General features: G+C 57.8%; 34 protein-coding genes and 1 tRNA gene. 17 read left to right on the top strand and 18 right to left on the bottom strand.

Annotated elements, in window-relative coordinates; translation table 11 throughout:
• The first annotated feature begins 1 nt into the window (after position 1).
• Complete coding sequence (locus TX72_RS12245) at positions 2 to 745, top strand: dienelactone hydrolase family protein (RefSeq protein ID WP_011129272.1); 744 nt, start codon at positions 2 to 4, stop codon at positions 743 to 745.
• On the opposite strand, the gene mazG is transcribed toward TX72_RS12245, so the two are convergent.
• Both mazG and TX72_RS12235 read right to left on the bottom strand, forming a co-directional pair.
• Complete coding sequence (gene mazG, locus TX72_RS12240; RefSeq protein ID WP_011129271.1) at positions 705 to 1,517, bottom strand: nucleoside triphosphate pyrophosphohydrolase; 813 nt, start codon at positions 1,515 to 1,517, stop codon at positions 705 to 707. The two genes, TX72_RS12245 and mazG, sit on opposite strands and share 41 nt — an antisense overlap.
• A 30-nt stretch (positions 1,518 to 1,547) precedes the next feature.
• Positions 1,548 to 2,042, bottom strand: coding sequence for a metal-binding protein (locus TX72_RS12235; RefSeq protein ID WP_011129270.1), 495 nt, complete (start codon positions 2,040 to 2,042; stop codon positions 1,548 to 1,550).
• 59 nt (positions 2,043 to 2,101) lie between these two features.
• Between TX72_RS12235 and TX72_RS12230 the strand changes: the two genes are divergently transcribed.
• The 6 genes from TX72_RS12230 to TX72_RS12200 all read left to right on the top strand — a co-directional run bounded on the left by TX72_RS12230 (position 2,102) and on the right by TX72_RS12200 (position 6,696).
• Positions 2,102 to 2,173: transfer RNA gene (locus tag TX72_RS12230), tRNA-Val, on the top strand.
• Positions 2,174 to 2,316: 143 nt separating this feature from the next.
• Entirely contained in the window at positions 2,317 to 3,585 is a 1,269-nt protein-coding gene (locus TX72_RS12225; RefSeq protein ID WP_011129269.1) for a site-specific integrase, read from the top strand.
• A 676-nt stretch (positions 3,586 to 4,261) separates the two neighbouring features.
• On the top strand, positions 4,262 to 4,462 hold the full coding sequence (locus TX72_RS12215; protein WP_042504002.1) for a hypothetical protein: 201 nt from the start codon (positions 4,262 to 4,264) through the stop codon (positions 4,460 to 4,462).
• Between the two features lie 459 nt (positions 4,463 to 4,921).
• A complete protein-coding gene (locus TX72_RS12210) occupies positions 4,922 to 5,176 on the top strand; it encodes a hypothetical protein (protein ID WP_148228832.1) in 255 nt (84 codons plus the stop codon).
• Positions 5,173 to 6,207: an AAA family ATPase gene (locus tag TX72_RS12205; RefSeq protein WP_011129265.1), complete on the top strand. Its 1,035-nt coding sequence runs from the start codon at positions 5,173 to 5,175 to the stop codon at positions 6,205 to 6,207. The genes TX72_RS12210 and TX72_RS12205 overlap by 4 nt, the downstream gene beginning before the upstream one ends.
• A gap of 294 nt (positions 6,208 to 6,501) precedes the next feature.
• Positions 6,502 to 6,696: a hypothetical protein gene (locus tag TX72_RS12200; RefSeq protein ID WP_148228831.1), complete on the top strand. Its 195-nt coding sequence runs from the start codon at positions 6,502 to 6,504 to the stop codon at positions 6,694 to 6,696.
• A 19-nt stretch (positions 6,697 to 6,715) separates the two neighbouring features.
• Here TX72_RS12200 and TX72_RS12195 read toward each other — a convergent pair whose 3' ends face one another.
• Both TX72_RS12195 and TX72_RS12190 read right to left on the bottom strand, forming a co-directional pair.
• Complete coding sequence (locus TX72_RS12195; protein ID WP_011129264.1) at positions 6,716 to 7,099, bottom strand: hypothetical protein; 384 nt, start codon at positions 7,097 to 7,099, stop codon at positions 6,716 to 6,718.
• Positions 7,100 to 7,115: 16 nt separating this feature from the next.
• Complete coding sequence (locus TX72_RS12190; RefSeq protein ID WP_071820859.1) at positions 7,116 to 7,388, bottom strand: excalibur calcium-binding domain-containing protein; 273 nt, start codon at positions 7,386 to 7,388, stop codon at positions 7,116 to 7,118.
• Positions 7,389 to 7,471: 83 nt separating this feature from the next.
• On the opposite strand from TX72_RS12190, the gene TX72_RS12185 reads away from it, so the two are divergent.
• A complete protein-coding gene (locus TX72_RS12185) occupies positions 7,472 to 8,161 on the top strand; it encodes a class I SAM-dependent methyltransferase (RefSeq protein WP_011129263.1) in 690 nt (229 codons plus the stop codon).
• 308 nt (positions 8,162 to 8,469) lie between these two features.
• Here the strand turns inward: TX72_RS12185 and TX72_RS12890 are convergent, their stop codons facing one another.
• The 5 genes from TX72_RS12890 to TX72_RS14050 form a co-directional block, all read right to left on the bottom strand.
• A complete protein-coding gene (locus TX72_RS12890) occupies positions 8,470 to 9,315 on the bottom strand; it encodes a calcium-binding protein (protein ID WP_011129262.1) in 846 nt (281 codons plus the stop codon).
• A 469-nt stretch (positions 9,316 to 9,784) separates the two neighbouring features.
• Positions 9,785 to 9,976, bottom strand: coding sequence for a hypothetical protein (locus TX72_RS13665; RefSeq protein WP_042503993.1), 192 nt, complete (start codon positions 9,974 to 9,976; stop codon positions 9,785 to 9,787).
• Positions 9,977 to 10,109: 133 nt separating this feature from the next.
• Positions 10,110 to 10,463 carry a hypothetical protein gene (locus TX72_RS12170; protein ID WP_011129260.1) on the bottom strand — a complete coding sequence of 118 codons (354 nt, stop codon included), beginning with the start codon at positions 10,461 to 10,463 and terminating at the stop codon, positions 10,110 to 10,112.
• Positions 10,463 to 10,873, bottom strand: coding sequence for a hypothetical protein (locus TX72_RS12165; protein WP_011129259.1), 411 nt, complete (start codon positions 10,871 to 10,873; stop codon positions 10,463 to 10,465). The genes TX72_RS12170 and TX72_RS12165 overlap by 1 nt, the downstream gene beginning before the upstream one ends.
• Positions 10,863 to 11,066, bottom strand: coding sequence for a hypothetical protein (locus TX72_RS14050; RefSeq protein WP_148228829.1), 204 nt, complete (start codon positions 11,064 to 11,066; stop codon positions 10,863 to 10,865). The genes TX72_RS12165 and TX72_RS14050 overlap by 11 nt, the downstream gene beginning before the upstream one ends.
• A 353-nt stretch (positions 11,067 to 11,419) precedes the next feature.
• Between TX72_RS14050 and TX72_RS14295 the strand changes: the two genes are divergently transcribed.
• Positions 11,420 to 11,581 (top strand): hypothetical protein, encoded by a 162-nt coding sequence (locus TX72_RS14295; protein WP_158305758.1) that lies wholly within the window; start codon positions 11,420 to 11,422, stop codon positions 11,579 to 11,581.
• Positions 11,582 to 11,665: 84 nt separating this feature from the next.
• Positions 11,666 to 12,103, top strand: a complete 438-nt coding sequence (locus TX72_RS14790; protein WP_225867709.1) for a hypothetical protein — start codon at positions 11,666 to 11,668, stop codon at positions 12,101 to 12,103.
• Positions 12,104 to 12,121: 18 nt separating this feature from the next.
• On the opposite strand, the gene TX72_RS13380 is transcribed toward TX72_RS14790, so the two are convergent.
• The 9 genes from TX72_RS13380 to TX72_RS12125 all read right to left on the bottom strand — a co-directional run bounded on the left by TX72_RS13380 (position 12,122) and on the right by TX72_RS12125 (position 15,986).
• Complete coding sequence (locus TX72_RS13380) at positions 12,122 to 12,418, bottom strand: DUF8638 family protein (RefSeq protein WP_011129257.1); 297 nt, start codon at positions 12,416 to 12,418, stop codon at positions 12,122 to 12,124.
• Positions 12,419 to 12,523: 105 nt separating this feature from the next.
• Positions 12,524 to 12,655 carry a hypothetical protein gene (locus TX72_RS14910; RefSeq protein ID WP_263969712.1) on the bottom strand — a complete coding sequence of 44 codons (132 nt, stop codon included), beginning with the start codon at positions 12,653 to 12,655 and terminating at the stop codon, positions 12,524 to 12,526.
• Positions 12,656 to 12,705: 50 nt separating this feature from the next.
• Positions 12,706 to 12,924 carry a hypothetical protein gene (locus TX72_RS12150; RefSeq protein WP_042503989.1) on the bottom strand — a complete coding sequence of 73 codons (219 nt, stop codon included), beginning with the start codon at positions 12,922 to 12,924 and terminating at the stop codon, positions 12,706 to 12,708.
• 104 nt (positions 12,925 to 13,028) lie between these two features.
• Positions 13,029 to 13,205, bottom strand: a complete 177-nt coding sequence (locus tag TX72_RS14290) for a hypothetical protein (protein ID WP_158305757.1) — start codon at positions 13,203 to 13,205, stop codon at positions 13,029 to 13,031.
• Positions 13,206 to 13,356: 151 nt separating this feature from the next.
• Entirely contained in the window at positions 13,357 to 13,587 is a 231-nt protein-coding gene (locus TX72_RS12145; protein WP_042503987.1) for a chlorophyll a/b-binding protein, read from the bottom strand.
• A gap of 80 nt (positions 13,588 to 13,667) precedes the next feature.
• Positions 13,668 to 14,405: an MBL fold metallo-hydrolase gene (locus TX72_RS12140; protein WP_011129255.1), complete on the bottom strand. Its 738-nt coding sequence runs from the start codon at positions 14,403 to 14,405 to the stop codon at positions 13,668 to 13,670.
• Positions 14,402 to 14,806 carry a Fur family transcriptional regulator gene (locus tag TX72_RS12135; protein WP_011129254.1) on the bottom strand — a complete coding sequence of 135 codons (405 nt, stop codon included), beginning with the start codon at positions 14,804 to 14,806 and terminating at the stop codon, positions 14,402 to 14,404. The genes TX72_RS12140 and TX72_RS12135 overlap by 4 nt, the downstream gene beginning before the upstream one ends.
• Positions 14,803 to 15,720: an oxidoreductase gene (locus tag TX72_RS12130; RefSeq protein WP_011129253.1), complete on the bottom strand. Its 918-nt coding sequence runs from the start codon at positions 15,718 to 15,720 to the stop codon at positions 14,803 to 14,805. Before TX72_RS12130 ends, TX72_RS12135 begins: the two co-directional genes overlap by 4 nt.
• An 8-nt stretch (positions 15,721 to 15,728) precedes the next feature.
• Positions 15,729 to 15,986 carry a hypothetical protein gene (locus TX72_RS12125; protein WP_042503985.1) on the bottom strand — a complete coding sequence of 86 codons (258 nt, stop codon included), beginning with the start codon at positions 15,984 to 15,986 and terminating at the stop codon, positions 15,729 to 15,731.
• 54 nt (positions 15,987 to 16,040) lie between these two features.
• Here TX72_RS12125 and TX72_RS12120 point away from each other — a divergent pair, with 54 nt between their 5' ends.
• From TX72_RS12120 to TX72_RS12090, 7 genes are all read left to right on the top strand, one after another.
• Positions 16,041 to 16,493 (top strand): hypothetical protein, encoded by a 453-nt coding sequence (locus tag TX72_RS12120; protein ID WP_011129251.1) that lies wholly within the window; start codon positions 16,041 to 16,043, stop codon positions 16,491 to 16,493.
• Positions 16,490 to 17,113 carry a 2OG-Fe(II) oxygenase gene (locus tag TX72_RS12115; protein WP_011129250.1) on the top strand — a complete coding sequence of 208 codons (624 nt, stop codon included), beginning with the start codon at positions 16,490 to 16,492 and terminating at the stop codon, positions 17,111 to 17,113. The genes TX72_RS12120 and TX72_RS12115 overlap by 4 nt, the downstream gene beginning before the upstream one ends.
• Positions 17,114 to 17,181: 68 nt before the next feature.
• Positions 17,182 to 19,926 carry a valine--tRNA ligase gene (locus TX72_RS12110; protein WP_011129249.1) on the top strand — a complete coding sequence of 915 codons (2,745 nt, stop codon included), beginning with the start codon at positions 17,182 to 17,184 and terminating at the stop codon, positions 19,924 to 19,926.
• A 4-nt stretch (positions 19,927 to 19,930) separates the two neighbouring features.
• Positions 19,931 to 20,905: an ABC transporter ATP-binding protein gene (locus TX72_RS12105; RefSeq protein WP_011129248.1), complete on the top strand. Its 975-nt coding sequence runs from the start codon at positions 19,931 to 19,933 to the stop codon at positions 20,903 to 20,905.
• Entirely contained in the window at positions 20,905 to 21,702 is a 798-nt protein-coding gene (locus tag TX72_RS12100) for an ABC transporter permease (protein WP_011129247.1), read from the top strand. The genes TX72_RS12105 and TX72_RS12100 overlap by 1 nt, the downstream gene beginning before the upstream one ends.
• Entirely contained in the window at positions 21,702 to 22,490 is a 789-nt protein-coding gene (locus TX72_RS12095; protein WP_011129246.1) for an ABC transporter permease, read from the top strand. Before TX72_RS12100 ends, TX72_RS12095 begins: the two co-directional genes overlap by 1 nt.
• A 71-nt stretch (positions 22,491 to 22,561) precedes the next feature.
• Positions 22,562 to 23,149 carry a TVP38/TMEM64 family protein gene (locus tag TX72_RS12090; RefSeq protein ID WP_011129245.1) on the top strand — a complete coding sequence of 196 codons (588 nt, stop codon included), beginning with the start codon at positions 22,562 to 22,564 and terminating at the stop codon, positions 23,147 to 23,149.
• Positions 23,150 to 23,239: the final 90 nt, after the last annotated feature.

Genomic DNA, 23,239 nt, shown 5'->3' with positions numbered 1-23,239 from the left:
CATGCGGATCGAGCAACAGACCATCGGCCTCACCGTGGACGACAGCTTGATGCGGGTTCACCTGGCCCGTCCCGTTCAGGAGGGCCCTTGGCCGGGCCTGATTTTTTATTCGGATATCTACCAACTGGGTGATCCGATTCTGCGGTTAGCGAATCGCCTGGCGGGGTATGGCTTTGTGGTGGCGGCGCCGGAGATCTTCCATCGCGTGGAGCCGGTGGGGACAGTGATCGAGCCCGATGCGATCGGTCGTCTGCGGGGCAATGACGCGGCCCGGCGTACTGAAATCGCTTCCTACGACGCTGATACCAAGGCCATCTTGACCTGGCTGAGTGAGCAGACCGAGGTGGATGAGCAGCGCCTCGGTGCCATTGGCTTCTGCATCGGCGGTCATCTCTCCTTCCGTGCCGCTATGCGACCGGAGGTGCGTGCAACCGCCTGTCTTTATCCAACCGGGTTGCAGAACGGAAAACTCGGCCGCGGCATTGCGGATTCGCTGCAACGGGCCGGCGAGATCAAGGGGGCCTTGTTCACGCTGTTCGGCTCCGAAGACCCCCATGTGCCGGCTGAGGATCGTGACCGGGTTCTCGAGGCCCTGCAGGGGCTGAGGCACGAGACCGTGTTGTTTGAGGCCAATCACACCTTCATGCGTGATGACGGCTGGCGCTGGGATCCGGATCTTGCCGATCAAGCCTGGGCTGCTGTGATCACGTTTCTGAGGCGTGAGCTGTCGCCTGCTCAGCCCTGATCTGGGCTTTGGCTTGTTGCCAGAGCGTTTCCAGCTCCTGAATGCTGCGGCCTTGAAGATTGCCCTCCAGGGCGGCCTCCACTCGGGAGAAGCGATCGAGAAAGCGGTGGTTGGTGCCGGCCAGCCCCTCCTCGGGATCGAGGCGACACCAGCGCGCCACATTCACGAGGGTGAACAGCAGATCGCCCAGTTCCTCCTGGGCATGGCCCTGATCGCCGCTGGCGATGGCCTCCTTCAGTTCATCGAGTTCCTCCTGCACCTTTTCCCAAACGCCGGCCATGTCGTCCCACTCGAAGCCGGCCTTGGCGGCTTGCTTCGAGATGGCCATGGCACCGGCCAGAGCGGGCATGCCTCGCACCTTGCTGGTCAACCGATCGCTGAGGGGGCTGGTGGACTGAGCCAGGGCTTCGGCCTGTTCTTCAGCTTTGATCGCATCCCAGCTGCGGAGCTCTCCGCCAAAGACGTGGGGATGGCGACGAATCAGCTTGTCGCTGATGGCGCTGGCGATGGCATCCACATCAAAGCGGCCCTGCTCATGGCCGATCTGGGCATGGAGGACCACCTGCAGCAGCAGATCGCCCAGTTCCTCCTTGAGGTGGGCGTCGTCGCCATGGCGAATGGCATCGGCCACTTCATGGGCCTCTTCCAGCACGTAGGGCACCAGAGACGCATGGGTCTGCTTCAGATCCCAGGGGCAGCCCTGATCCGGATCCCGCAGACGGGCCACCACATCGATCAGCTTCTGCAGTGCATCAGGCCGGTCTGGAGCCATGGAGGGGTGGATCGACGCGCGCCCACCCTCTCACCGCCGCCGCCGTTGCCCTAGCCGCCGCGGTGACCATTCCACCGGCCAGGGATCTCCATCCAGGATCAGGTGCAGCCAGGCACTCGCCTCCAGTCCGATTCCGAGGGCGATGGCCTGCTGAGGCTGCTGCTTCAGCCAGCTGACCAGCTGCGGCAACCCGGCGTTTGTGGGCCAACCGATCAGTAGTGACAACACAACCCACCAGCCCAGCAGCAGCATCAATCGCAGGGCTGTGCCGATCAAGGGCCCGTGGGACCAGAGCGATCGGTGGGGAATCAGGCGTCGGTAGGGCCACCACAGCCCACGGAGTGGTCCCCAGCGCCGCAGGGCGTTGGAGTGGGTGTCGAGATCCGGAGAGAGCCAGAGTCCGCCGATGAGGCACCCCGCAGCTGCGATGAAGCCGGCGTCAGCTCCCCACAACACGGCAGCAGCCATTCCGATGGGTGCACCACCAATCAGTGTGGCGCGGTCATGGGCCCGGCCGGAGGCCATGGTGAACCGACGTGACGGCTGTGGTCAGGCTGCCGCGTTGAGGCAGAATTCGCTGCAATGGGCGATTAGCTCAGCGGTAGAGCACCTCCCTTACAAGGAGATTGTCGCTGGTTCGATCCCAGCATCGCCCACTCTCCAAAAACCCAGTTCACTTCTCGTTTCTGAGCGGTCGCAAGTCCGCTTTTTTACTGTCTGGCTACAGCTGGCCGCGGCTTGCTAGAGCTGTTTTGCTCTAAAAACTGCTCTAGAACGGCTTAGAGCAAGCCCCGCTTCCATGCCCGCCCAGCAATGGGAAAAGACGCTTCGGCGTCAGATCAAGGACAACCACGGCTTTGGTTGGAACCTCATTGCCCAAAGCGGCAAGACCAAGCTGACGCGTGTCCATGAAGACGGCACCAAGAGCGCCAAGGTGCTGCCTATTGAGTGGAAAGCCACCAACTCGGTGCAGATCTTGAACGCCGTCACCCGCGTGCGGCAGCTGATGGAAAGCCGCAATCTCAGCCTTGCTGAGGCTGTTCGTCTAGACACCGCAGAACTTGCAGTTCCCTCCAGTCACAGCGGCGTTGCTGAACAAGGTTGGTCTGCTGTTGTGCAGGAGTACCTGAAGGGCAAGCAAGGTCTTCGCAGCTCAACGCTGTCTGACCTCAGAACGCGTCTGAATCGCTTGCTGGTGTGCCTGGATCAAAAGCCCAAGCCGCGTGATTCCAGAGCCTTGCTGAAGCGTTACGCGCAGCTCTTTTTCTCCGACATGGAATCTGGCGGTGAAGGCCGTAGGCGCAACATTCAAAGCATCGTGGCCTTCTTGCGTTACGCCGTTGACCGGGCTGGTGCCCATCAGTGTTGGCTGCCGCAGGAGAAGTCATTCACAGCTGAACTGATCGGTGTTTCCGCCACCAGTACGCAGGCGCGTTTGACCCCACCAATTAAGTCGCCAGACCTTGCTGCCCTGTTGGACCAGATGGAGGCAGATGGCCGTCATGACCTGCGTTTAGCGACAGCCTTGATATCGCTGTTTGGGCTCAGGCCCGCAGAGCTGGCTCTGTTGAGCGTCAAAGAAGGTCGGCTTTATGCCGGTGCCGTCAAAAGGAACACGGCTTCACTGGCGCAGAAGCCAAAGCCGCCACGGCTGTGCCTGCCACTAGACATCGAAGGCCGTGAAGGTGAAGGCATGAAGGCACTGCAGCTTTATGCCTCTGGTCTGGTGAAACTGCCCCAGTCGGTTCTGAACGAAATTTCTAAGGTTGAGGAGAAGCAAAGCTTTAAGCAGGTTGGTCATGCCTACGGGCAGTTGCTTCGCCGATACGCACCCTGGCAAAACTTGGTGCGAAGTAATCCAGACACCACGATTTATTCGCTGCGGCATTCGTGGGCATGGCGCTGTCATGTTTGCTCAACTCATCCTTTGCACGTTCGACAAGCAAGTGCGCTTATGGGTCATACGCCCACTGTGCATATGGCGACATATGGTCAATGGGTTGATGAAGCCAGTCTGGAAGCGGCAGTTGAGCGATACACCGAAGGTTTGGTCACTGCTGATTACTGAGACTCAAAAGTGGTATGCCATAAGTTTTAACGAGGCTTGCCACATTGCTGTAGCTGGCTGTGGTTGACAACCGCAGATTGGTCTCGCCATTGTTTGACCGATCCTCTGACGGACAACGGCTGGTTGATCCCAGACCCCCGTCACAACTGCTCTCCCCGAGCATGGCCGATTCGCATTGAGCGTCTAACGGGATGGATATTCCACTCCTATGCACCAATGACTCGCAAGGTCACGCGCAAACAGAAAGCTCGGGGAAAGCAATCCATCGTCAATGGTCACAGTGTTGTGATCAGAGTGCCGCATGGAGAACTCAGCGCGACTGAAATTGAGGCCAACTTGCGACGCCTTGTGGCGGACAAGCACCCCTACATGCTTTGGAACTTCACGAAGTTTCCTCGCTATGTGCAGGTCATTGCTCAGTGCATGGGAATTCGCCAAGAACGTTTCCCATGTTGTTACGGACCCCAGATGCCGCACAGCATCTCCAAGTCAGTCAAAGCTACTTAAAAAGCCTCAGAGACACCCATGGCGGCTTCTTAGTCGGCGGGGAACACTATTTCTTGGGCGCCAGTTCTAACGCCGGCATCCGCTGGGACGTTGACCGCATCCAGAAGGAACTGCACAAGCGTGGCCGCATGCAACGGGCAGCAGAACACCTCATTAAGGAGTTGGTCTGATGACTCTGTACAGCATTGGTGACGTTGTTTTCCTGAACGTCACTTCAGGCATCTCACCGGATCCTGATTGGCAGCTCGGAGTTGTCACTAGGGCGACTAATTCTTACGGCTGGACAGCAGCCACAACTTTCCCTGATCAGGACGGCATCAAGGTTGATCGCGGCCCTGGTTGGGAACAAGACGAAATCAAAAAGGCATAAAAAATGACTGCCCAAAAATTGAGCAGCCATGAGGCCCGTGTTACCTCAAGGCTAGCTGACACCCTGCTATGTAGGCAGGTTGTTAGTGCATCCAAATCAACTGGTACGACTAGTAGGTCTAGATCTACTAAACCGCGCCTAGGTCACTTTTTAGAGCAGAAGCTGACCAGATCAGGGCGTAAGAACCCATGCGCTTGTGATCGGGTCAAAGACGGCGACTGCGCTTTCAACGACACCACGTTGTTCTGCCACAACAGCCCGCTGTCGGATCAATTCCGGTGGCGTGGTCAGACGTGGTTTCGTCATCGCACCAACTGCGGCCATACCGGCGCTTGCACGCTTTTCAAGCCATGGCCGCCAGCAAATCAACGCCGTAGCCAACGGTCAAAACCAAAACGGCACGTCAGTACTAGGTGGCGACGGCTATTGCCTCAGTTCATTGCTGAATGGCGTGAGGCAATGGCATGTCCTGAATTTGAACTGTGCAGTCCTGATGAGCTGCGCCACTACTTCAAAGCCATTTACAAGGCTGAATACAAGGGCGATGAGCTGTTGCCATTGTTGGTTGATGCGGCCAGGCACAACGCCAAATACCGGCGGTATGTCATCGCTGTGCAGCACAAGATCAAGACCTTGCGGTACCAACGCCGTGACGTGGATTGTTTCCGTAAAAACGACCTCGGCTGTCCTGAACTCAACGGGTGGCTGTCATGAGCGAATACGACTACCGGCCACTAAAGGACTTAATCCATGACTCAGAAAAAGGGGGTGTGCAGGACCTAGGAAAAAACTGGCGCGTTCATCAGTTCGCAGCCAGCGGCATTGTTGTGCTCCCAGCAGATCGGGGCACTGGCAAAACCACCTTGATGAACCTCTGCTGTGAGGCAGTTCAAGAAGGCAATTCCTTTCTGGGTGCCTTCAAAACACAGCAGGCCAAGGCACTGCTGATTCAAGGTGATGAGCCTGAGAAGTTAAGCGAACGCAAGTTCCGGCGACAGGAGCTGAAACGCAACTTCGATGTCATTTACCTGGAGGAGCCGTTTCCCTTTGAACAGCTCCTGCAGACCATTCAGTCACAGGAGTACGGATTCATTGGCTGCGACAGCTTGACCACAGTTCTGTGCTGTGAGGGCCAGCGCACTGTTGACAGTGAAATTGTTGATGTCCTGTACCGACTCAACAAATCCCTGGTCAACAACGGCGTGTCGATGTTGATGACTGCTCACTGCAACAAACGACGGCCAGACGGCAATGGCATCAGGCGTAAGTGTACAGAAATTGAGTGGGACGACATCTCTGGCGTTGGAACCATCAGTGCTGCAGTTCAAGACGGCTGGGGTTTGACAAGCCTCAACGACGGCAAGTTCTCACTGCATGCCCTTGGCAAGAGGAATATCGAGCCAGGCACCACATGGGTTCTTGAGCGCGATAGCGAGACTTACAGCTGGTGGCTTGCAGAGCAGCAGGACCAACAGAAGCCAGTTGAGTCAGAAAGGCTGGCCAAAAGGGTTCTGCAGCACGTTGAGCAACACGGCTATCAGTCCATCACCGAGATGGTGACGGCTCTTGGTGGCAATGCAAAACACGCACGGTTGGTCTGCTTTGACCTGTTTGAACAAGGCCAGCTACAGCGTCACCAACGCATAACCGGCAAGCGTGGCCGTCCTGAATACCTCTACGGCGTTGGGGATTTTTCCCATGTCACGCACACCCCCTCTAACCACAGTTCCGTACATCGGTGGTGAAGACGATCCTCATTGGCCTAAGCGAGAGGTCGTCTGATGGCCTATTCCCTTAAGAGCACCTACTCCATCAGCAGGTGGTCAATCCCCTAAAATGCCTGTTGTCACTGATGTCATGGTGGGCTCTTGTGCTGTTTAGAGCAGTTTCTAGAGCAGGCCCTCTTTATTGCCCTTGATCCGATTCCGGCACATGCTCCAAGCCGTGCTCCACCACCTGCCGGGTGAAAAATCACCGTCAGGGTCGCCAGTGAGATCGCGATGGAACTGGCACAGTGGCGGCGTAGCTATGCCTGTGGGATGAAACGACTTCTCCTGCTCCTGCCGCTGCTGCTCAGCGCCTGCACGCCTCCTGTTGATTACCTGAGATGCGATGCCATGTTCCGCGCGAAGGTTCGTGTACAGGAGCGCCTCAGAGATGCCGTCTCTGATCCTGTTGCTTCAGCGGATCTGTTGAAGGTGAACGAAGATTTGAAGACAGAGGGCTGCTTTTAAGGCTCTACCCACTCCCGCCTCAGCGCAGGGTGTTGCCGTGGCGGTTGCCGTATCCCCGATGCCGGTTGCTGTGAATACTGTCCAGCTCGCGTGACAGCACCGCTTGGTAAATCAGGTTCATGCCAGCAACAGCAGCACCGTATGCACCTGCTTTCTCGGCTTTCTGAACGATGGTCTGAGTTCTATGGCAGAACCATGCCAACAGCTCTTTGACTTCCGTCGAACTCAGTTCACCTACCAGTCTGTTTCTCGCCCAAGTCAAGTCCCGTTGAGCTGTTCTCTCAGATACCCCGTACTTTCCCGACACAAGCGCCGCAACCGTTCTGAAGCTGTTGCCGTCAGCAAGCAACTCCAGCGCATGTTCCCTACGGGCTAAACGTTCTTTCGCGGTAGTCCTTGCCATAGCTCAATAAAAGTAATCAACGAAGTCCTTCACAGGCTTCACCATCATTATCGCGATCTAGATAGACGTGACCCTCTTGAAGAAGTAATTGCGCTTTATCCCACGAAGAGATTTCGCTACAACGAAGTCTTGCATTGGATCCCCTCCTATAAATCCAGGGCCTCGTAATACCTTGCTTACCTTCTGACCAGATACCTTGTTTGAAATCTCTCGCTTGACTTTCCAGGAGAAGAAGATTTGGCCCATCACAATCTGAAAGATATCTTGTGTATACAAAATCAAGATTCACTCAAAAAGTTTTGAGTAGTACTCCAAGCATCAAAGCTCAAAAGTTAAAAGGAGTGTACAATTGTATCCCCACCTGGTTCTGGAATGAAAGCAAAAGGTTTTCTTCATCGATACTTCGTCAACAATTCCGAGAAGCGTTTGCATAAGTGGCTTCATTATTTTGATATTTATGAGAAACATCTCGATAGATTTATCAATGAGTCTCCAACCGTTTTAGAGATCGGTGTTCATGGTGGCGGCTCACTCGACATGTGGAAAGCATATTTTGGTCCTGGTGCAAAAATAATTGGTATCGACATCAATCCCGAATGTAAAAAGCATGAGTCCGACGGCGTAGAAATATTTATAGGCAGTCAGGACGACAACAAATTGCTAGACTCAGTCAAGGAAAAATATCCACAAATTGATATAGTTATCGACGATGGTAGTCACATTATGTGCCATATGGAAAAAACATTTAATGAGCTGTACCATTTTTTAGATAGCAATGGGGTGTACATTGTAGAAGACACTCATACTTGTTACTGGGAAGAGTACCAGGGAGGGCTGGGAAAGAACTCTTCCTTCATTGAAGTCGCAAAGAGATTAGTTGATCACTTGAATGCTGTCCACACAAGGGAGCAGATTCCAATTAGCAGCTTTACTAAAGAAACATTTTCGATATGCTTTTACGACAGCATTGTGGTTTTCGAGAAATCACCTCAGGCAAACCGAAAAGCGCCAAAGACTGGAAGAATGATTGGCCAACATCTTGATGATAACGCCTATGATTAACCACATCTACATCTTTAAATATAAAGTGAGCCTACCAATTCACAAACTCACTTAGTCCTTGCTGTGGTGTATAGCGGCGATTTATTGGGTCAGCTGCTTTTGAAGATGGGTTGTTCGCCAAATTTAACTATAGCTTGACCTTGATAATCTCCACTCAGCAACCACTATAGGAATTAAGGTAACTGCCATAAATCTTTTCTACTAACTTGCCACCACTTGAATTAATTGTAGACAAGGGTTGGCAAGTTAAAAGCATACGCATTATTTATTCCTGAGCATACGACCAGAGTTAATTCAGAAGATGCTACTCAGTAAAAATTCAAATACATTCTTACTACGAAAGCACTTGCGCCTGCTATCAGCGCCTCAAGATCGGTGCCAGAAGAAAGAATTACCCCCTCAGAGGTATCTGAGGCTTTTATATTTGTCCCATACTTGTCCTCGTCTATATAAATAAAATCATTCTCACGTGGACTGAAATCTTTAACTATATCTCCTTCGCCAATATCAAATATATCTGAACCTTTACCGCCAATAAGTGTGTCATTTCCAGCTCCTCCTTTTACATAGTCATCTCCAATTCCCCCAGTTAATTTATCGCTACCGGAACCACCGAAAAGCGTATCGCGGCCTTCATTGCCTTTGATAATATCATCATTTTGTCCACCATTTAGATAATCACTGCCAAATCCCCCTTTAAGAGTGTCTTTGCCTTTGCCACCCCAAATTGAAACGATTTCCTTGTTACCTGGCGTAACCTTGAGAATATCATTTCCTCCACCTCCCAATATATTGCCAGTGCCAATAACGCGATCCTTGCCGTCGCCGCCTGATACTAAAGAGATGCCACTTGCGTATGTATTGATAATGATTTTATCTTTTCCTTGACCTCCTAAAATCGTACAATTTCCAAACTCTCCATTTAATACTATAGTATCATTTCCGGACCCGGAATTCAGATGAAGCTCTGAACTCTCCGAAATTGATCGTATGGCTACGTTGTCATTTCCTCCAGCAAGATTATAAACATATTTAAGGCTGGAAATCTCTTCGAAAAGGTCGTCACCGTATTCTTCACCAAGTATTACTAAATCTACGTCTTCAAAGTGACTTAAAGATTCAATTTTTGGTGGCGGAATCAAGACAGCAGTCATGAGCAGTCATAGCTGATATACTCTTGTTAGCGTGGCGCGATTACCTCTTACGCGCAAGAGGTCTCTTAGCGAATTGTCAGCATTACCTATCTAGAGCAGAAGCTGGCAGTGTGAATTGAAACTTAGATATAGCTGGATCATGCCAGCCTAATTAGAAATTCGACAAAGTACTTGTAGTGTATTTAACACGAGCTGATTACTTTTAGGGTGGATTACGCCTTGCATGTAGCAGCAGGCGATGCAGGTGTTTTGAGCCATGGGTCAGACGTGACTGCCTGAAACGTTTCCCGCTGTTGAGCCAAAACAGACCTGACGGTTTACATACCGCTAAAGATTTCCCTGCATGCCATTTGGGTAGTTGGTTATGTGCAGGCGCCGCTGCTGGCTCAGATAGGTCCTGAATGCCCCCATACAGCCACCGCTTGAACCAGTCAGGGCCGTTAGCGCGTAAGGAGTCACCAGCGGCCTTTCACAGCAGCCCTGCACCAGTGAAGGCTTCGATCACTTCTGCTTCCGCAGCAGGATCGAGGTTCATGTCAGCGATGGTGTCTTGAATGATGCGCCTGGTGATGGCGAACCATTCCTTGCGTGACACTGAACGAGGCCAGACGTCTACTTCAAGGACTGGTGTTGATGACACGTGATCAAGGATGTTGGTCATGGGTAGCGGTTGTATCGGCGGTAGCTGCTGATTGGAATACGTTGCTGTCACTTGGTTTTCGGGCATGGAAGCAGTGTTTGTCTTGGCAGTAGGGGCATCTATGGCGATTGCGTTGGTTAGGGGCCTGAGAGAGTCATGACGCCATCTCCCTTGCGTCAAGCTCACGCTGCAGGCGATCACGAAGATCAACGGCCTCATCACGGCTGTCGAGGATGCCGCCAGCAGCTTTTTCAAGATCACCGTTCAGCTCAGCGATCTTGAAGTTGAGGTAGCTGAGGTGTTCCTGCACCTGCTGCTCGTAGCGATGCAGGTGTGACGGCAGCCATGTTTGCCAGGTCCAGTCGATGAACGACTGCGGCATACCACTGAAGGTTGGGTCGACCTCTAGAGCTGCTTCACGCTCAGCAAGCAGACGATCCATGACACGTCTGGTGTCAGCCGGACTGATGTGTAGCCAGCCCAGCGCGGGATGAGGACGAGCAAGCATCAGACGCTCCGGTAACCGCGCTCCCACGGAGAGAGTTGAGAACGCTGCTGAACCTGCTGCTGACGCTGCTGGTTCTGCTGGCGGAGAGCTTCAGTACGCATCTGCAGGGCCTGCGCTGCCATAGCTATGGCTTCCTTCTCCTCGTCGATACGGTGGCGGATTGCAGGATCGATACCGCAAAAGTGAGCTAGCTCTGCGGAATCTTGTGCAATAAGGCTGGTAAGTGTGAGGTTTGACCTGATTTTTGCCATGTCGACCGGTTGACCATAACGACGTGCTGGCAGGAGATTCTTGGTGCCATCGATCTTGGCGATTCTGGCTTCAAGCTGACGAGCTTGAGTTCCGACTTGCGATGCAGGTTGGTACGAGGCAGTAATGGCCTCGTCGATTGATTGAAATTCAGCTGACATGGGTTGCTATGCGGCAGCTTTGGGGATTTGCTAGTGGGTCGTAGGACGGCACATGTGGCACGTCGTCGTCAATTTCAAAGACTGCACGCTGACGTTCAATACTGGCTTCAAGACGAAGACGATTGATGATCAGGTCAGCCTGAATAGGAAGCTGACGTTTAGGCACTGAAAAGCGGTATTTATCGGTGTACATAGCTTAGCTCTTTTGAGTAAACTGAAAACAGCCAGTTTTACGGTGGACTGGTGGCTCAGCGAAGCAGATAGGGTCACTACGGTGACCTTATTTGATATTTTGCGGAATTACGAAATAAGCATAAAAAGGGCGAACTCCCAGTGCTGGACTGGCGAAACCGTCTAAACCGCCGTCAAAGCAGCTTTGCTCTAAAAATTGCTCTAAATAATTCGTAAGTTTGCTCTAGCTCAGCTATACCAATGGGTCTGAAGAAAAGCGCACCTCCCTTACAAGGAGATTGTCGCTGGTTCGATCCCAGCATCGCCCACTCGTTTGCAGTCGTTCGCTAGAGGTGGAGAAGACGCCTGTCGGCCATGTCGCTTCATGTCGCGAACAAAATGGATGAAGTGGAAGCGGCGGTTTGGTGGGACTTGTCTCGCATTGTTCGTCACTTCGAGCGTGAGGGGATGAAGCGCAATGAGGCGAAGCAAGCCGTATTGAATGCCGCTCTTCGCTTGATCAATGACGAGAGCTAGACGATTGGTGATCCATCGTCAATGCGTTCAATCGTTGATGGACGCAGGGGAGTGGAGTGCCCAGTTGTTGTTCTTCGATGAAACTTGGTTGGTCATTTTTTGTGGGCAAGCATTTGTTCGGAATCGAATGCTGTTCTGATGTGGAAGCCCTGGACGTTCTGCTTCGCTCTGCTGATGGGTGTATCGGCGGCTGCCTTTGACGGAGGAGGTTTGGATCAAGGTGGTGCTGATCCGATGGATCGACAACAACAAACTGATATGCAGCCTGATTACATCAGCTACCACGCTTTATGCATGGAACGAGAGATGAGAATGTGGGGTGAAGCCGCAGAATTGATGGCTGATCTTGCGACAGCTCAATGCCATTGCGAGTACATAGAGCTTGAACAAGCTGGTGCGTTCAGCGATGCCGTCAGAGAGTCTGTGGCGGCGGGTTGTGCTCGACGAGGCTCCCGTGACAAGAAAGAGGCCTTCATTCAGTGGGCCCTGCCCCGTCATCAGCAACGGATGAATGCCGATTGATTGCTGGTCAGATCCACCTCAATCTCGGCGGAGCCAGGGGTCAGCATTGCCGAACCACTCGCCGAGGTCATCACCGCGGCGATGCGTGTCACCTGGATCGCAACTACCGAGGTCCATGTCGATCAGCAGTTTGTCGAGCCCCGTCACAGCGCCTTGTTGCTGTTTGCGTTGAGCCCGGTTCAACCAGGAGAGGACGCTTCGGTCGCGCTCTGCAAATTTCTGCAGGTAAACCCGTTCGGTTAGGGATACTAATTCGCCTTGTGCGATGCGATCGCAGATGTTCTGAAGTCGGAGACGGGTCGTCGTTGTGATCATCAGACGATTGGCTTTGCCTGGTGATAGGCATCGCGACCAAGGTCATTGGTAACCATTCACACCGGAGAGGTGGTTGTCAGGAGTTCAACGCCTTTGGATTTGACGTCAACCCTTGATGAGTTTGAAAACCACCCACACTGCAGCTAAGCCCAGCAACCAGTAGAGCCAGGTTAGTTTCAGCATTAGTGCAGCAACGACACCCACAGCAAAGAGAATCAGGAAGCGACCAAGCGTCATCTAAACAGCTCAAATGACGCCATCAAAGCGGAGACAACGCCTGATGGGAACTACTGATTGCTCTGGACATCCTTTATGGTCTGAAACTGGGAAGCGTAGGGGTAATCAAATCCCCGCTCCCGCTCGCGCAGGAATTCTTCAGCCTCCCAGAGACCACGCACTTCACGACAGTTCCGGTCACGATCGCAAACCCAGAAGCCGCCATCGCGAATGGAATCGATGGTGGATCCCATTGGGGTTTCCACCACGCGACCTCCGAGTTTGATCATGGGACTGGTGTGTTCAGGATGCTCTTAACGTCTCAGCGCGCACGACGTCGGGCTGTGAAGTTGATAACCGTTGAACACAGCGAAATAAACGACCGGGCTCTGAATCAGAGCCAGTTGGCGCTGATGGCTCGATAGGAGAGGTCGTACAGCGGTGCCGGTGCAATTCGGGCGGTGTTGACCTCAAGGTCGAAGCACCCTTCGGCTTTGGCCAACTGGCGACGAGCGCCTTCAAGACGCTGCTGGCGCTGGGTGCGCTTTTGAATCAGTGAGAGGGGGGACATGGAGGTCTCCACAGCGTCCTGGCCCCCGTTGCATGGCCCGGAACGAACTGCATCCGGAAGATCCGGGTCAACGCTATGAAAGTTTAGCCTCTTTTTGTCGCCGACGCGACAGAAGTCGCGCTGCCCGTCGCATCGGTCGAATTTCTGAGGCTCAGAAGCAGAAAGGAAGGAACTGCGTGCGGCAGGCGGCGTAGCCATCCACCAGGGGGCCAAGGCCGATCTGGTGGGCAATACCAGCGCCGGTGAGCCCTTCGGTGATGATCCCAATCACGATACCGAGCATGGCGGCGCGGCCATTGAAACGCTCAGCTTGCTTGAGCTGTTCCAGATGGATTTCACGGGCTGCGGTGGTCTGGAACCAGTTGTCGTTTGAGTTGGCCATCGGAATCTCGATCGATCTGTAAAGAACTGTAACGCGACTCCGCTGATTGCCCCTTTTGAGTTGGTAGGGATTTGATTTCCTCACGGTTTCAGCACCAAGCGCTCTCCTGGCGTGGGGTCCAGCCATCGGGTGCTCGTCGGCAGGTCGCGGCCGGTTTGCTCCACAGAACCGTTCATCTGCAGGATTCCACTCAAAGCCCCGCTGAAACGCACATCGCCACCGGAGGTGCTGGCGAGCATGGTGGTGGGTTGGAAGCGCTGCACCAATTCCGGCGCCACGCTGCAGCCCTTCACAAAGGCCCCCAGGGCTGGAAGACCCAGATCCACCATCGGCGTGATCACGGCATCCAGAGGTTGTTCAGGCAGGTTTGGGTCCAGGAAGCCATGGGGTTCCAGGTAGAGCTGTCCGGCCTCGTGCTCCAGCAGATAGCCGTTTTCGACCATCGGCACTGGGGCGCCGGCTGTGGCACGCACCGTGAGCCCCTGATGGTTGGTTGTCTCACCAGGCTTGAGGGTGGTGATGGTGTGAAATCCCAGTGATCGCACCACCCGTGCTGCGGAGGCCGAGCCGATGACGGGCAGATCGCGCGGCAGGAGATCAAGACTTTCGAGGTGGCTGTGATCCGCCAAGCCCTGGGTCAGCAGCAGCAGGTCGAGTGTCCCGGGTGCGGGACGCTCATGGGGCAGAACCCCTTTCAGAAGCCAGGACCCCGGCGGAAAACTCAGGCTTCCCCTGAGCCAGGGGTCCACAAGCACACGCAGGTTGTTGAATTCCAGTAGCCAGCCATTGGCTCCGTAGTAGGTCGCGGCCAGGGTCATGGTTTGGAGCTTCGCTGCGGACGACAGCTGCTGCAGAAACCAAAGAATTCAAGCGTGTGAAACAACAATTCGAAGTCCCCTCGACTGTCAGCAGGCACGTCGATGCCATGAATGGGGCAATGGTCCAGCACCTGCGTCGTTCCACAGTCCACACAGGTGAGGTGATGGCGATCCCGGTCAACGGGGGCGTAGAGCGCTTCGCCGGTGGGCAGATGGCGACAACGCACCAGGCCCCGTTGCTGCAGTTGCCGCAGATTGCGATAAACGGTCGCCAGTCCCATGGATGCCTCGTCATCGAGGCTGCGATGCAGCTGTTGACCACTCATTTCATCCCCACAGGCGTTGAGAGCCGTCAGCAATGCCTGTTGACGGGCGTTCAAAGCAGGGGAGGAACCAGTCATGGCATCAGAAGGCCACCAGCCAATTCTTCGCTGAGTTGCCAGAGCCGTTGACGCTGCTCACGGTCGAGGGCGGCCGGAGCGATGCGGCAGCGGGTTGGGTGGCCGCGCATTCCCCCCAGTTGGTCTGGGCCGTAGTGCTCTCCCCCCTGCGCTGTCGCTGCTGTGGCGGCATGCAGCTGAGGTAAGGCGCCCATGGCAGCGCTTTGGAACAAGGGATCCATCAAGCGGTAGGCCACAGCCTCCAGACGGTTGCCACCACTGGCGATCGCTGTTGGCTGCAGATCCGTACGGGCCAGGCCGGGGTGGGCTGCCAGAGAGCGGATGCCGCCGCCTTGCTCCTGCTGCCGTGCCTCCAGTTCCAGGGCGAACATCACATTGGCCAGCTTGCTCTGGCTGTAGGCGCCGTAACGGTCGTAGCCCTGTGCCCAGCTTGGGTCGTCCCAGCGAATGCGGCCGAAGTACTGGGCGCCGGAGGTCACCGTCACCACGCGGGCATCGTTGCGGCCCTGCATCAGCGGCAGCAGTTGCAGGGTGAGGGCCATATGGCCCAGGTGGTTCACGCCCAGTTGCAGTTCATGGCCCTGAACGGTCAGCTGACGCGGTGGGGCCATCACCCCGGCGTTGTTGAACAGCAGATCCAGATGGCCATAGCGATCACTCACCTCGGCTGCGGCACGACGCACGCTGTTGAGGTCCGCCAGGTCAAGATCCAGCAGATCCAGGCCGGTGAGCCCCGCTTCCAGCAGCTGCGTCCGTGCCGTTTCAGCTTTGCGCCGGCAGCGGCAAGCCATGATCACCGTCGCCCCGCGAGCGCTCATGGCGCGGGCGGTGGCCAGGCCCAGACCGCTATTCGCTCCTGTGACAAGCGCAACTCTCTCCTCCTGGGAGGGGATGTCGTCAACGGTCCAGACCATGGCTGGGTTCAGTCTTCGGGGAAGAGCAGCTCAGCCAGCTCATCGGCATCCACGTCGTAGACGCGGGCCAGGCTGGTCTCGATCGCACTGGTGACTTCACCGGGGAGGAAGCGCATGGAATTCAGTGCGTCTTCGGTGATGTCGTCCGTGAGCAATTTGTCGTCACCGTCGAGCTTCTCGTCGTTGATCACCGCCATCACCCAGCTCTGGTAGGCGTAGACCAGATCGGAGAATTCAAGTTCGGGATCGTTGAGATCCAGGGCCATGGGGGAAGCAGCCGGTTCATCCAGTCTGACCTCTCGCAGGAGAGGATGAATGGCATGGATTCCGCTGATGCCACTGGCCTGCAGGCCACCCTGTTCGATTTCGCCATCGGCGAGCTGGTGCGGCAGCACCGCGAGAGCTTCCAGCCGCTGTGGACCGTGGACAGCTGGGTGAAGCTGCTGATCTGGTTGTCGCTCAACTGTGGGTGCTCTGGAGATGAGGCCGGGATGGCCCGTTTTGTTGAAGCCCTAGGCCCCACGGTGACCACGCGCATGCGGCGGGTGTTCTTTGAGCGGGAGCTGGAGGACCTCGATCTGCAGGTGATGGCGGATCCGGCAGAACAGCAGGTGCTGGTGCTGCCGATGGGACCTGGTGCCCCCCTGGATCTCGATCGGGCCGCGGCGGTGATTGAGCAGGTGCAATTGCAGGACCATGTGTTGGCTGACCGGGCGCGCTGGCAGCAGCTCGATGCGGTGGTGGCCATCCCCCGCCTGGCGACAGCGGCATGAATCTGATCGGGCGCTACAGCAATTCCGGCTACCTGTCGGTTGCCGATGCGGTGCAGGAGTTCTTCGAACGCCGGGTGGATTTGCAGCGGCCTGGCGTGGCCTTCGGGCCGGAGGGTGAGGGGGAACCGGCGAAACAGAGCACCGACATCAGCCTGGTGGCGATTGATCGCTCGGAACCGGAATCCTTCGCCCTGTCGCAACTGATCCTTCGTGGGGTGACGGCCGGGTTGGAGCGTTATCTGCAGGAGCGGCCCCTGTTTCGCGATTGCTGTCCTGAGCAGAGCCTGTTCGTGAATCCGATCTTCAACCTTCAGCACTACGCTCCCGGGGAGGGCTTCAAGCGCTGGCACTGCGACTGGACCATCAGCGATGAGGCCACTGAACCCGTCCACCGGGTGCTGGCCTGGATTCTTTATTGCAACGACGTGGATAAAGCTGGGACCGAGTTCCACTGGCAGGACCACCATGAACCGGCGGAACGGGGCAAGTTGGTGATCTTTCCGGCTGGTCCATCCCACATTCATCGCGGACGGGTCAACCAGAGCGCCAGCAAGTTGATCGCCACCGGATGGATCAACGCTGGACGCCAGGAGGACTACCTACGGCGTCTCGCTCGTTGAATCAATGTCTGCGTCGGGTGGCATGTCAGCACCTTTTGCGAGCATGACCCACGCATCGCACCGCTTCCGTGCCCGAACTGGCCAAGACCTACGACCCGGTTGGCACGGAAGCCCGCTGGCAGCAGGCCTGGGAGGACCAGGGAGCGTTCCACCCCGACCCAAAGGCCCCCGGTGAACCGTTCTCGGTGGTGATTCCGCCGCCAAACGTGACCGGCAGCCTGCACATGGGCCATGCCTTCAACACGGCCCTGATCGACACGATCGTCCGCTACCAGCGCCTGGCGGGAAAGAACGTGCTCTGCCTGCCCGGCACCGATCACGCCTCGATCGCGGTGCAGACGATCCTCGAGAAGCAGCTCAAGCAAGAGGGCAAGACCCGCCACCACCTCGGCCGCGATGGTTTCCTGGAGCGGGCCTGGCAGTGGAAGGCTGAAAGCGGTGGCCGCATCGTGGGCCAGCTGCGGCGGCTGGGTTATTCCGTGGATTGGCAGCGCCAGCGCTTCACCCTTGATGAAGGCCTCAGTGAAGCGGTGAAGGAGGCCTTCGTGCGCCTGCACGAGCAGGGGCTGATCTACCGCGGTGAATACCTGGTGAATTGGTGCCCCGCCTCCGGTTCGGCGGTGAGCGATCTGGAGGTGGAGATGAAGGAGGTGGACGGCCACCTCTGGCATTTCCGCTACCCGCTCAGCAGCGGCGATGGCCATCTGGAGGTGGCCACCACTCGGCCCGAAACGATGCTTGGTGACACGGCGGTGGCGGTGAATCCCACCGACGAGCGCTATGCCCATCTGGTGGGCCAGACCCTCACGCTGCCGTTTGTGGGGCGGGAGATTCCGATCGTGGCCGACGACCACGTGGAGAAAGACTTCGGCACCGGCTGCGTCAAGGTGACGCCAGCCCACGACCCCAACGATTTCGCCATCGGCCAGCGCCACGGTCTGCCTCAGATAACGGTGATGCGCAAGAACGGCACGATGAACAAGGAGGCCGGCCAGTTCGAGGGGCTGGATCGTTTCGAGGCCCGCAAGGCCGTGGTGGCTGGTCTCGACGAGCTGGGTCTGCTGGTGAAGGTGGAGGACTACCGCCACAGCGTTCCCTATTCCGACCGCGGCAAGGTGCCGGTGGAGCCGCTGCTTTCCACCCAGTGGTTTGTTAGAACCGAGCCCTTGGCGGCCCGTTGCCGTGAGGCCCTCGAGAAGCAAGATCCCCGCTTCATCCCCGAGCGCTGGGAGAAGGTCTACCGCGACTGGCTCACCGACATCCGCGACTGGTGCATCAGCCGCCAGCTCTGGTGGGGCCATCGCATCCCCGCCTGGTTCGTGATCAGCGAGACCGGCGGCAAGTACACCGACACCACGCCCTACGTGGTGGCCCGCAACGAAGTTGAAGCCCTGGAGAAGGCCAAGGCGAAGTACGGCGCCGCGGCGGTGATCGAGCAGGACGAAGACGTGCTCGACACCTGGTTCTCCAGCGGCCTCTGGCCCTTCTCCACCCTGGGTTGGCCTGATGCCGAGAGCGCTGACCTGCAGCGTTGGTACCCCACCAGCACCCTGGTGACGGGCTTCGACATCATCTTTTTCTGGGTGGCCCGGATGACGATGATGGCCGGCGCCTTCACCGGTGAGATGCCCTTCCAGGACGTGTACATCCATGGCCTGGTGCGGGACGAGCAGAACCGCAAGATGAGTAAGAGCGCCGGCAACGGCATCGATCCGCTGCTGCTGATCGACCGCTACGGCACCGATGCCCTGCGCTTCGCCCTGGTGCGCGAAGTGGCCGGTGCGGGTCAGGACATCCGCCTCGATTACGACCGCAAGACCGACACCTCCGCCACGGTGGAGGCCTCGCGCAACTTCGCCAACAAGCTCTGGAATGCCACCCGTTTCGCGTTGATGAACCTGGGCGACGAAACGCCGGCCCAACTCGGTGACCCCGACCCCGCAGCCCTGCAGCTGGCGGACCGTTGGATTCTTTCGCGCCTGGCCCGAGTGAACCGGGAGACGGCCGAGCGCTACAGCAATTACGGCCTGGGTGAAGCTGCCAAGGGGCTTTACGAGTTCGCCTGGAACGATGTCTGCGACTGGTATCTGGAGCTGAGCAAGCGCCGGCTTAACCCCGGTGAGAACCCTTCAGCCGAGGCCCTGGCTGATCAGCGGGTGGCCAAGCAGGTGCTGGCCAAGGTGATCAGTCAGATGCACCAGATGCTGCATCCGCTGATGCCCCACCTCACCGAGGAGCTCTGGCACAGCGTCACGGGCAAATCGGAGACCACCTTCCTGGCCCTGCAGCCCTGGCCGGCCCTGCAGGAGAGCGCCCTCGATGACGCGTTGGAAGCCTCCTTCGCAGACCTGATCGGTGCCATCCGTGTGGTGCGCAACCTTCGGGCGGTGGCCGGTCTCAAGCCCTCCCAATCGGTGCCGGTGCGCTTTGTCACCGGACGCGGCGAGCTGGCGGCGGTGCTCAACCAGGGCACGGCCGACATCACGGCGTTGACGCGGGCGGAGTCGGTGGCGGTGATGGCGCCGGCGGAAGCGGATGCGGCTCCAGTGGCCAAGGCCCTGGCGGGGGTGAGCGGTGAGCTGCAGGTGCTGCTGCCGATCGAAGGCCTGGTGGATCTCGATGCGCTCAAAGGGCGCCTGGAAAAAGATATCGCCAAGGCGGAGAAGGAGATCAAGGGCTTGGCGGGCCGGCTGGGCAATCCCAACTTCGCCGATAAGGCTCCGCCGGAGGTGGTGGCGGAATGCCAGGCCAACCTCGATGAGAAACAGGCCCAGGCCGATCTGGCGCGCAAGCGCCTGGCGGATCTGAGCTGAGTCGGTGATTCAGGTTGAGGGGCTGAGCAAGATCTACCGGGTTGCCGAGAAGCAGCCTGGGCTGGCCGGCACCCTGCGCCATTTCATCCGCCGCCGGACGCGGGATGTGATGGCGGTGCAGGACGTGTCCTTCCGGATCGAGCCCGGCGAGATGGTGGGTTTTCTTGGCGCTAACGGCGCTGGCAAAACCACCACCTTGAAGATGCTCTGCGGCTTGATCCACCCCAGCGCTGGGGAGGTGCAGGTGGCGGGCTTCAGTCCGCAGCGGCGCCAGGCGGAGTTCCTGCGCCGGATCACCCTGGTGATGGGCCAGAAGCAGCAGCTGCTCTGGGACCTGCCTCCGATGGATTCGTTGCGGGTGAATGCGGCGGTGTACGGCATCCCCGATGGCGTGGCCCGCCGACGGATCTGCGAGCTGGCTGATCTGCTCGAGCTGGGGGAGGAGCTCGCTCGGCCAGTGCGCAAGCTCTCCCTCGGTCAGCGGATGAAGGCCGAACTCTTGGCGGCGCTGCTGCACGAGCCGCAGGTGCTGTTCCTCGATGAGCCCACGCTGGGGCTGGATGTGAATGCCCAGGCCAGGGTGCGCACATTCCTGGCGGACTACAACCGCCGCACGGGGGCGACGTTGTTGCTCACCAGCCATTACATGGCTGACATCACCGCCCTCTGTCCCCGGGTGCTGCTGATCCACCAGGGGCGACTGTTCCACGACGGCCCTCTGGAAGCTTTGGCCGATCAATTGGCCCCGGAGCGGGAGGTGCGGCTGGAGCTGGAGGCGCCGATTGAGCCTGGAGCTCTGGCAGGGCTGGGGCGGTTGGAGCAGATCGAGGGTTGTGAGGTACGGCTGCTGGTGCCGCGCGACCAGCTCACAGCGGTGGTGGCGCAGCTGCTCGAACGCTTCCCCGTGCGCGACCTGGATGTGACCGATCCACCGATTGAAGAACTCATTGGTGGGTTGTTCCGCAAGGGGCGCGTCTGATGCGGATCTTCGGGCTGAACAGGCGGATCATCCGCGTGCTGTTGGGCTGCCAATACGCCCACATGCTCGAGTACCGCGCTGAGATCGCCCTGTGGGCCCTCTCCGGGGTGCTCCCGTTCATCATGCTCAGCGTCTGGAGCGGCAGTGATGCGCGCTCAGGGCTGGGGCTGGATGGTGTGGCCCTGGATCGCTATTTCCTCAGTGCCTTTCTGGTGCGTCAGTTCTCGGTGGTATGGGTGGTCTACGCCTTCGAAGAAGACGCCCTGCAGGGCCGGCTTTCGCCCTACCTGTTGCAACCGCTGCACCCGCTCTGGCGTTATGTGGCGGCCCACCTGGGGGAACAGCTCACCCGCTTGCCCTTCGCGGCTCTGATCGCTGCCGTGTTCTTTGCAGTGCAGCCGCAAGCCTTCTGGCTGCCGTCGTTGGGGGGCTTTCTGCTGGCCTGGTTGGCCACCTGGATGGCCTTTGCCATCGCCTTTCTGTTCCAGAGCCTGATTGCGGCCTTCTGCTTCTGGAGTGAGAAAGCCAGTGCCCTGGAGCGGCTCCAGTTCATTCCCTTCCTGTTCCTCTCCGGCCTGCTGGCACCGCTCACAGCCTTCCCGCCGGCGGTGCGGGCTCTGGCCCAGTGGACCCCTTTCCCTTATCTGATCGATTTCCCGGCTCGGGTGCTGGCGGGCCAGCCGGTGGATCTGCTGGCGGGCTTCGGGGCGCAACTGACCTGGATTGCTCTGCTGTTGCCGTTGGTGCTGCTGCTCTGGCGGGCCGGCGTGCGGCGCTACAGCGCCATGGGGGCCTGATGGGGCGCTACTGGCGAACCTTGCGTCGCTTTTGGGGCACGGCCCTGGCCACGCAGCTGGAGTACCAGGCCAATGTGTTGATCGAGCTAATGGCGGTGGCGATGAGCCTCAGCGGCAGCCTATTCCTGCTCTCTCTCTTCTATGGCCCCGATCAGACGTTGGGGGGCTGGAGCTGGGCCCAGGCCCTGATGGTGCAGGGGCTTTACACGGTGTTCGATGGCATGGCCACCACCTGCTTGCGCCCGAACCTTGGGGCGATCGTCACCCATGTGCGCGAGGGCACCCTCGATTTCGTGCTGCTCAAGCCGATCGACAGCCAGTTCTGGTTGTCGCTGCGCACGCTGTCGCCGGCGGGGCTGCCGGAGATCGGCCTGGGGCTTGGGCTTCTGGCCTGGGGCAGCCATCAGGCCGGTGTGGTGCTCAGCCTGTCTGCGCTGTTCACCGTGCTGGTGATGCTGCTTGCCGGTGGCTTGATCCTTTATTCGCTCTGGTTTCTGATCGCCGCCACCAGCATCTGGTTCGTCAAAACCTGGAATGCCACTGAGGTGCTGCGGGCTCTTCTGGCCTCCGGCCGTTATCCCCTCAACGCCTACCCGCCTGCCCTGCGCCTGCTGTTCACCCTGGTGCTGCCGGTGGCGTTTCTCACCACGGTTCCCGCCCAGGTGTTGCTGGGAGAGGCGGCCGCACCGATGCTCTTCGCTGGCTTAGTGCTGGCGGTGCTGTTCTTTGCAGCGGCGCGGGCGTTCTGGTTGTTTGCGCTGCGGTTTTACACCTCAGCGTCCAGTTGAGTGCAATGCTCCAGGCCATGCGTGGTTGATTCCGCTTGATCTCTTTGGTTCAGCAATGGCTCCCGGATGCGATGGAGCTTCTGCGTTCCCCGGCCGGAGCGCTGCTGTTTGTTCCTCTGTATGCGCTGTGGGTGACGTTGCTGTTGCCGGGGGTCTGGGCATCGATGCTGGCGGGAGCTCTCTATGGCACATGGCTCGGCAGTGGCCTGGTGTTTGTGGGGGCCTGCCTGGGGGCGGTGGTGGTGTTCCTGCTGGGACGCAGCTGGCTGCGGGACTGGGCACTGCAGCGGCTGGAGCGCTTTCCGAAGCTGCAGGCGGTGGAGCGGGCCGTCAGCAAGGAGGGGCTGAAGTTGGTTTTGCTGACGCGCCTGTCGCCGGCTTTCCCATTTTCATTGCTCAACCTGGCCTATGGCCTTAGTGAGGTCTCGTTGCGGGATTACAGCCTTGGGTTGATCGGGATTCTTCCTGGCACGGTGCTGTTCTGCGGGCTGGGCGCCCTGGCCGGTGATGTAGCCCGGTTTGGTGAGGTGCTGGCCGGTAAGGCGGATCCGATGACCTGGGCTCTGCGGTTGGCGGGAGTGCTGGCCACGATCGGTGTGGTCATTCTGGTGAGCCGGGCCGCACGGCAAGCGCTTCAGGAGGATGAGTCGCCGCTCTGATCGGGATTGGGTAGGGGCCAGTCGCGGATAGCGGCGATCAGCACGAACCAGATAAGGCGTAGTCGTGCTGAGGCACCTGTTCGAGCTTTT

The sequence above is a fragment of the Parasynechococcus marenigrum WH 8102 genome, from assembly GCF_000195975.1.
Taxonomy (GTDB): Bacteria; Cyanobacteriota; Cyanobacteriia; order PCC-6307; family Cyanobiaceae; genus Parasynechococcus; species Parasynechococcus marisnigri.
This window is presented reverse-complemented; position numbering and strand designations above follow the sequence as displayed.

Coding starts and splice junctions, on each gene's coding strand:
- TX72_RS12115 (WP_011129250.1), top strand. CDS start 16,490: ATGAATCTGATCGGGCGCTACAGCAATTCCGGCTACCTGTCGGTTGCC.
- TX72_RS12205 (WP_011129265.1), top strand. CDS start 5,173: ATGAGCGAATACGACTACCGGCCACTAAAGGACTTAATCCATGACTCA.
- TX72_RS14295 (WP_158305758.1), top strand. CDS start 11,420: ATGTCGCTTCATGTCGCGAACAAAATGGATGAAGTGGAAGCGGCGGTT.
- TX72_RS12245 (WP_011129272.1), top strand. CDS start 2: ATGCGGATCGAGCAACAGACCATCGGCCTCACCGTGGACGACAGCTTG.
- TX72_RS12090 (WP_011129245.1), top strand. CDS start 22,562: ATGGAGCTTCTGCGTTCCCCGGCCGGAGCGCTGCTGTTTGTTCCTCTG.
- TX72_RS12200 (WP_148228831.1), top strand. CDS start 6,502: ATGAAACGACTTCTCCTGCTCCTGCCGCTGCTGCTCAGCGCCTGCACG.
- TX72_RS12165 (WP_011129259.1), bottom strand. CDS start 10,873: ATGTCAGCTGAATTTCAATCAATCGACGAGGCCATTACTGCCTCGTAC.
- TX72_RS12130 (WP_011129253.1), bottom strand. CDS start 15,720: ATGGTCTGGACCGTTGACGACATCCCCTCCCAGGAGGAGAGAGTTGCG.
- TX72_RS13380 (WP_011129257.1), bottom strand. CDS start 12,418: ATGATCACAACGACGACCCGTCTCCGACTTCAGAACATCTGCGATCGC.
- TX72_RS12125 (WP_042503985.1), bottom strand. CDS start 15,986: ATGGCCCTGGATCTCAACGATCCCGAACTTGAATTCTCCGATCTGGTC.
- TX72_RS14290 (WP_158305757.1), bottom strand. CDS start 13,205: ATGTCCCCCCTCTCACTGATTCAAAAGCGCACCCAGCGCCAGCAGCGT.
- mazG (WP_011129271.1), bottom strand. CDS start 1,517: ATGGCTCCAGACCGGCCTGATGCACTGCAGAAGCTGATCGATGTGGTG.
- TX72_RS12100 (WP_011129247.1), top strand. CDS start 20,905: ATGCGGATCTTCGGGCTGAACAGGCGGATCATCCGCGTGCTGTTGGGC.
- TX72_RS12890 (WP_011129262.1), bottom strand. CDS start 9,315: ATGACTGCTGTCTTGATTCCGCCACCAAAAATTGAATCTTTAAGTCAC.
- TX72_RS12135 (WP_011129254.1), bottom strand. CDS start 14,806: ATGACTGGTTCCTCCCCTGCTTTGAACGCCCGTCAACAGGCATTGCTG.
- TX72_RS13665 (WP_042503993.1), bottom strand. CDS start 9,976: ATGACCAACATCCTTGATCACGTGTCATCAACACCAGTCCTTGAAGTA.
- TX72_RS12225 (WP_011129269.1), top strand. CDS start 2,317: ATGCCCGCCCAGCAATGGGAAAAGACGCTTCGGCGTCAGATCAAGGAC.
- TX72_RS12120 (WP_011129251.1), top strand. CDS start 16,041: ATGGATTCCGCTGATGCCACTGGCCTGCAGGCCACCCTGTTCGATTTC.
- TX72_RS12095 (WP_011129246.1), top strand. CDS start 21,702: ATGGGGCGCTACTGGCGAACCTTGCGTCGCTTTTGGGGCACGGCCCTG.
- TX72_RS12170 (WP_011129260.1), bottom strand. CDS start 10,463: ATGCTTGCTCGTCCTCATCCCGCGCTGGGCTGGCTACACATCAGTCCG.
- TX72_RS12185 (WP_011129263.1), top strand. CDS start 7,472: ATGAAAGCAAAAGGTTTTCTTCATCGATACTTCGTCAACAATTCCGAG.
- TX72_RS12145 (WP_042503987.1), bottom strand. CDS start 13,587: ATGGCCAACTCAAACGACAACTGGTTCCAGACCACCGCAGCCCGTGAA.
- TX72_RS12195 (WP_011129264.1), bottom strand. CDS start 7,099: ATGGCAAGGACTACCGCGAAAGAACGTTTAGCCCGTAGGGAACATGCG.
- TX72_RS12235 (WP_011129270.1), bottom strand. CDS start 2,042: ATGGCCTCCGGCCGGGCCCATGACCGCGCCACACTGATTGGTGGTGCA.
- TX72_RS14910 (WP_263969712.1), bottom strand. CDS start 12,655: ATGACGCTTGGTCGCTTCCTGATTCTCTTTGCTGTGGGTGTCGTTGCT.
- TX72_RS12140 (WP_011129255.1), bottom strand. CDS start 14,405: ATGACCCTGGCCGCGACCTACTACGGAGCCAATGGCTGGCTACTGGAA.
- TX72_RS12150 (WP_042503989.1), bottom strand. CDS start 12,924: ATGATCAAACTCGGAGGTCGCGTGGTGGAAACCCCAATGGGATCCACC.
- TX72_RS14050 (WP_148228829.1), bottom strand. CDS start 11,066: ATGTACACCGATAAATACCGCTTTTCAGTGCCTAAACGTCAGCTTCCT.
- TX72_RS12210 (WP_148228832.1), top strand. CDS start 4,922: ATGGCATGTCCTGAATTTGAACTGTGCAGTCCTGATGAGCTGCGCCAC.
- TX72_RS12215 (WP_042504002.1), top strand. CDS start 4,262: ATGACTCTGTACAGCATTGGTGACGTTGTTTTCCTGAACGTCACTTCA.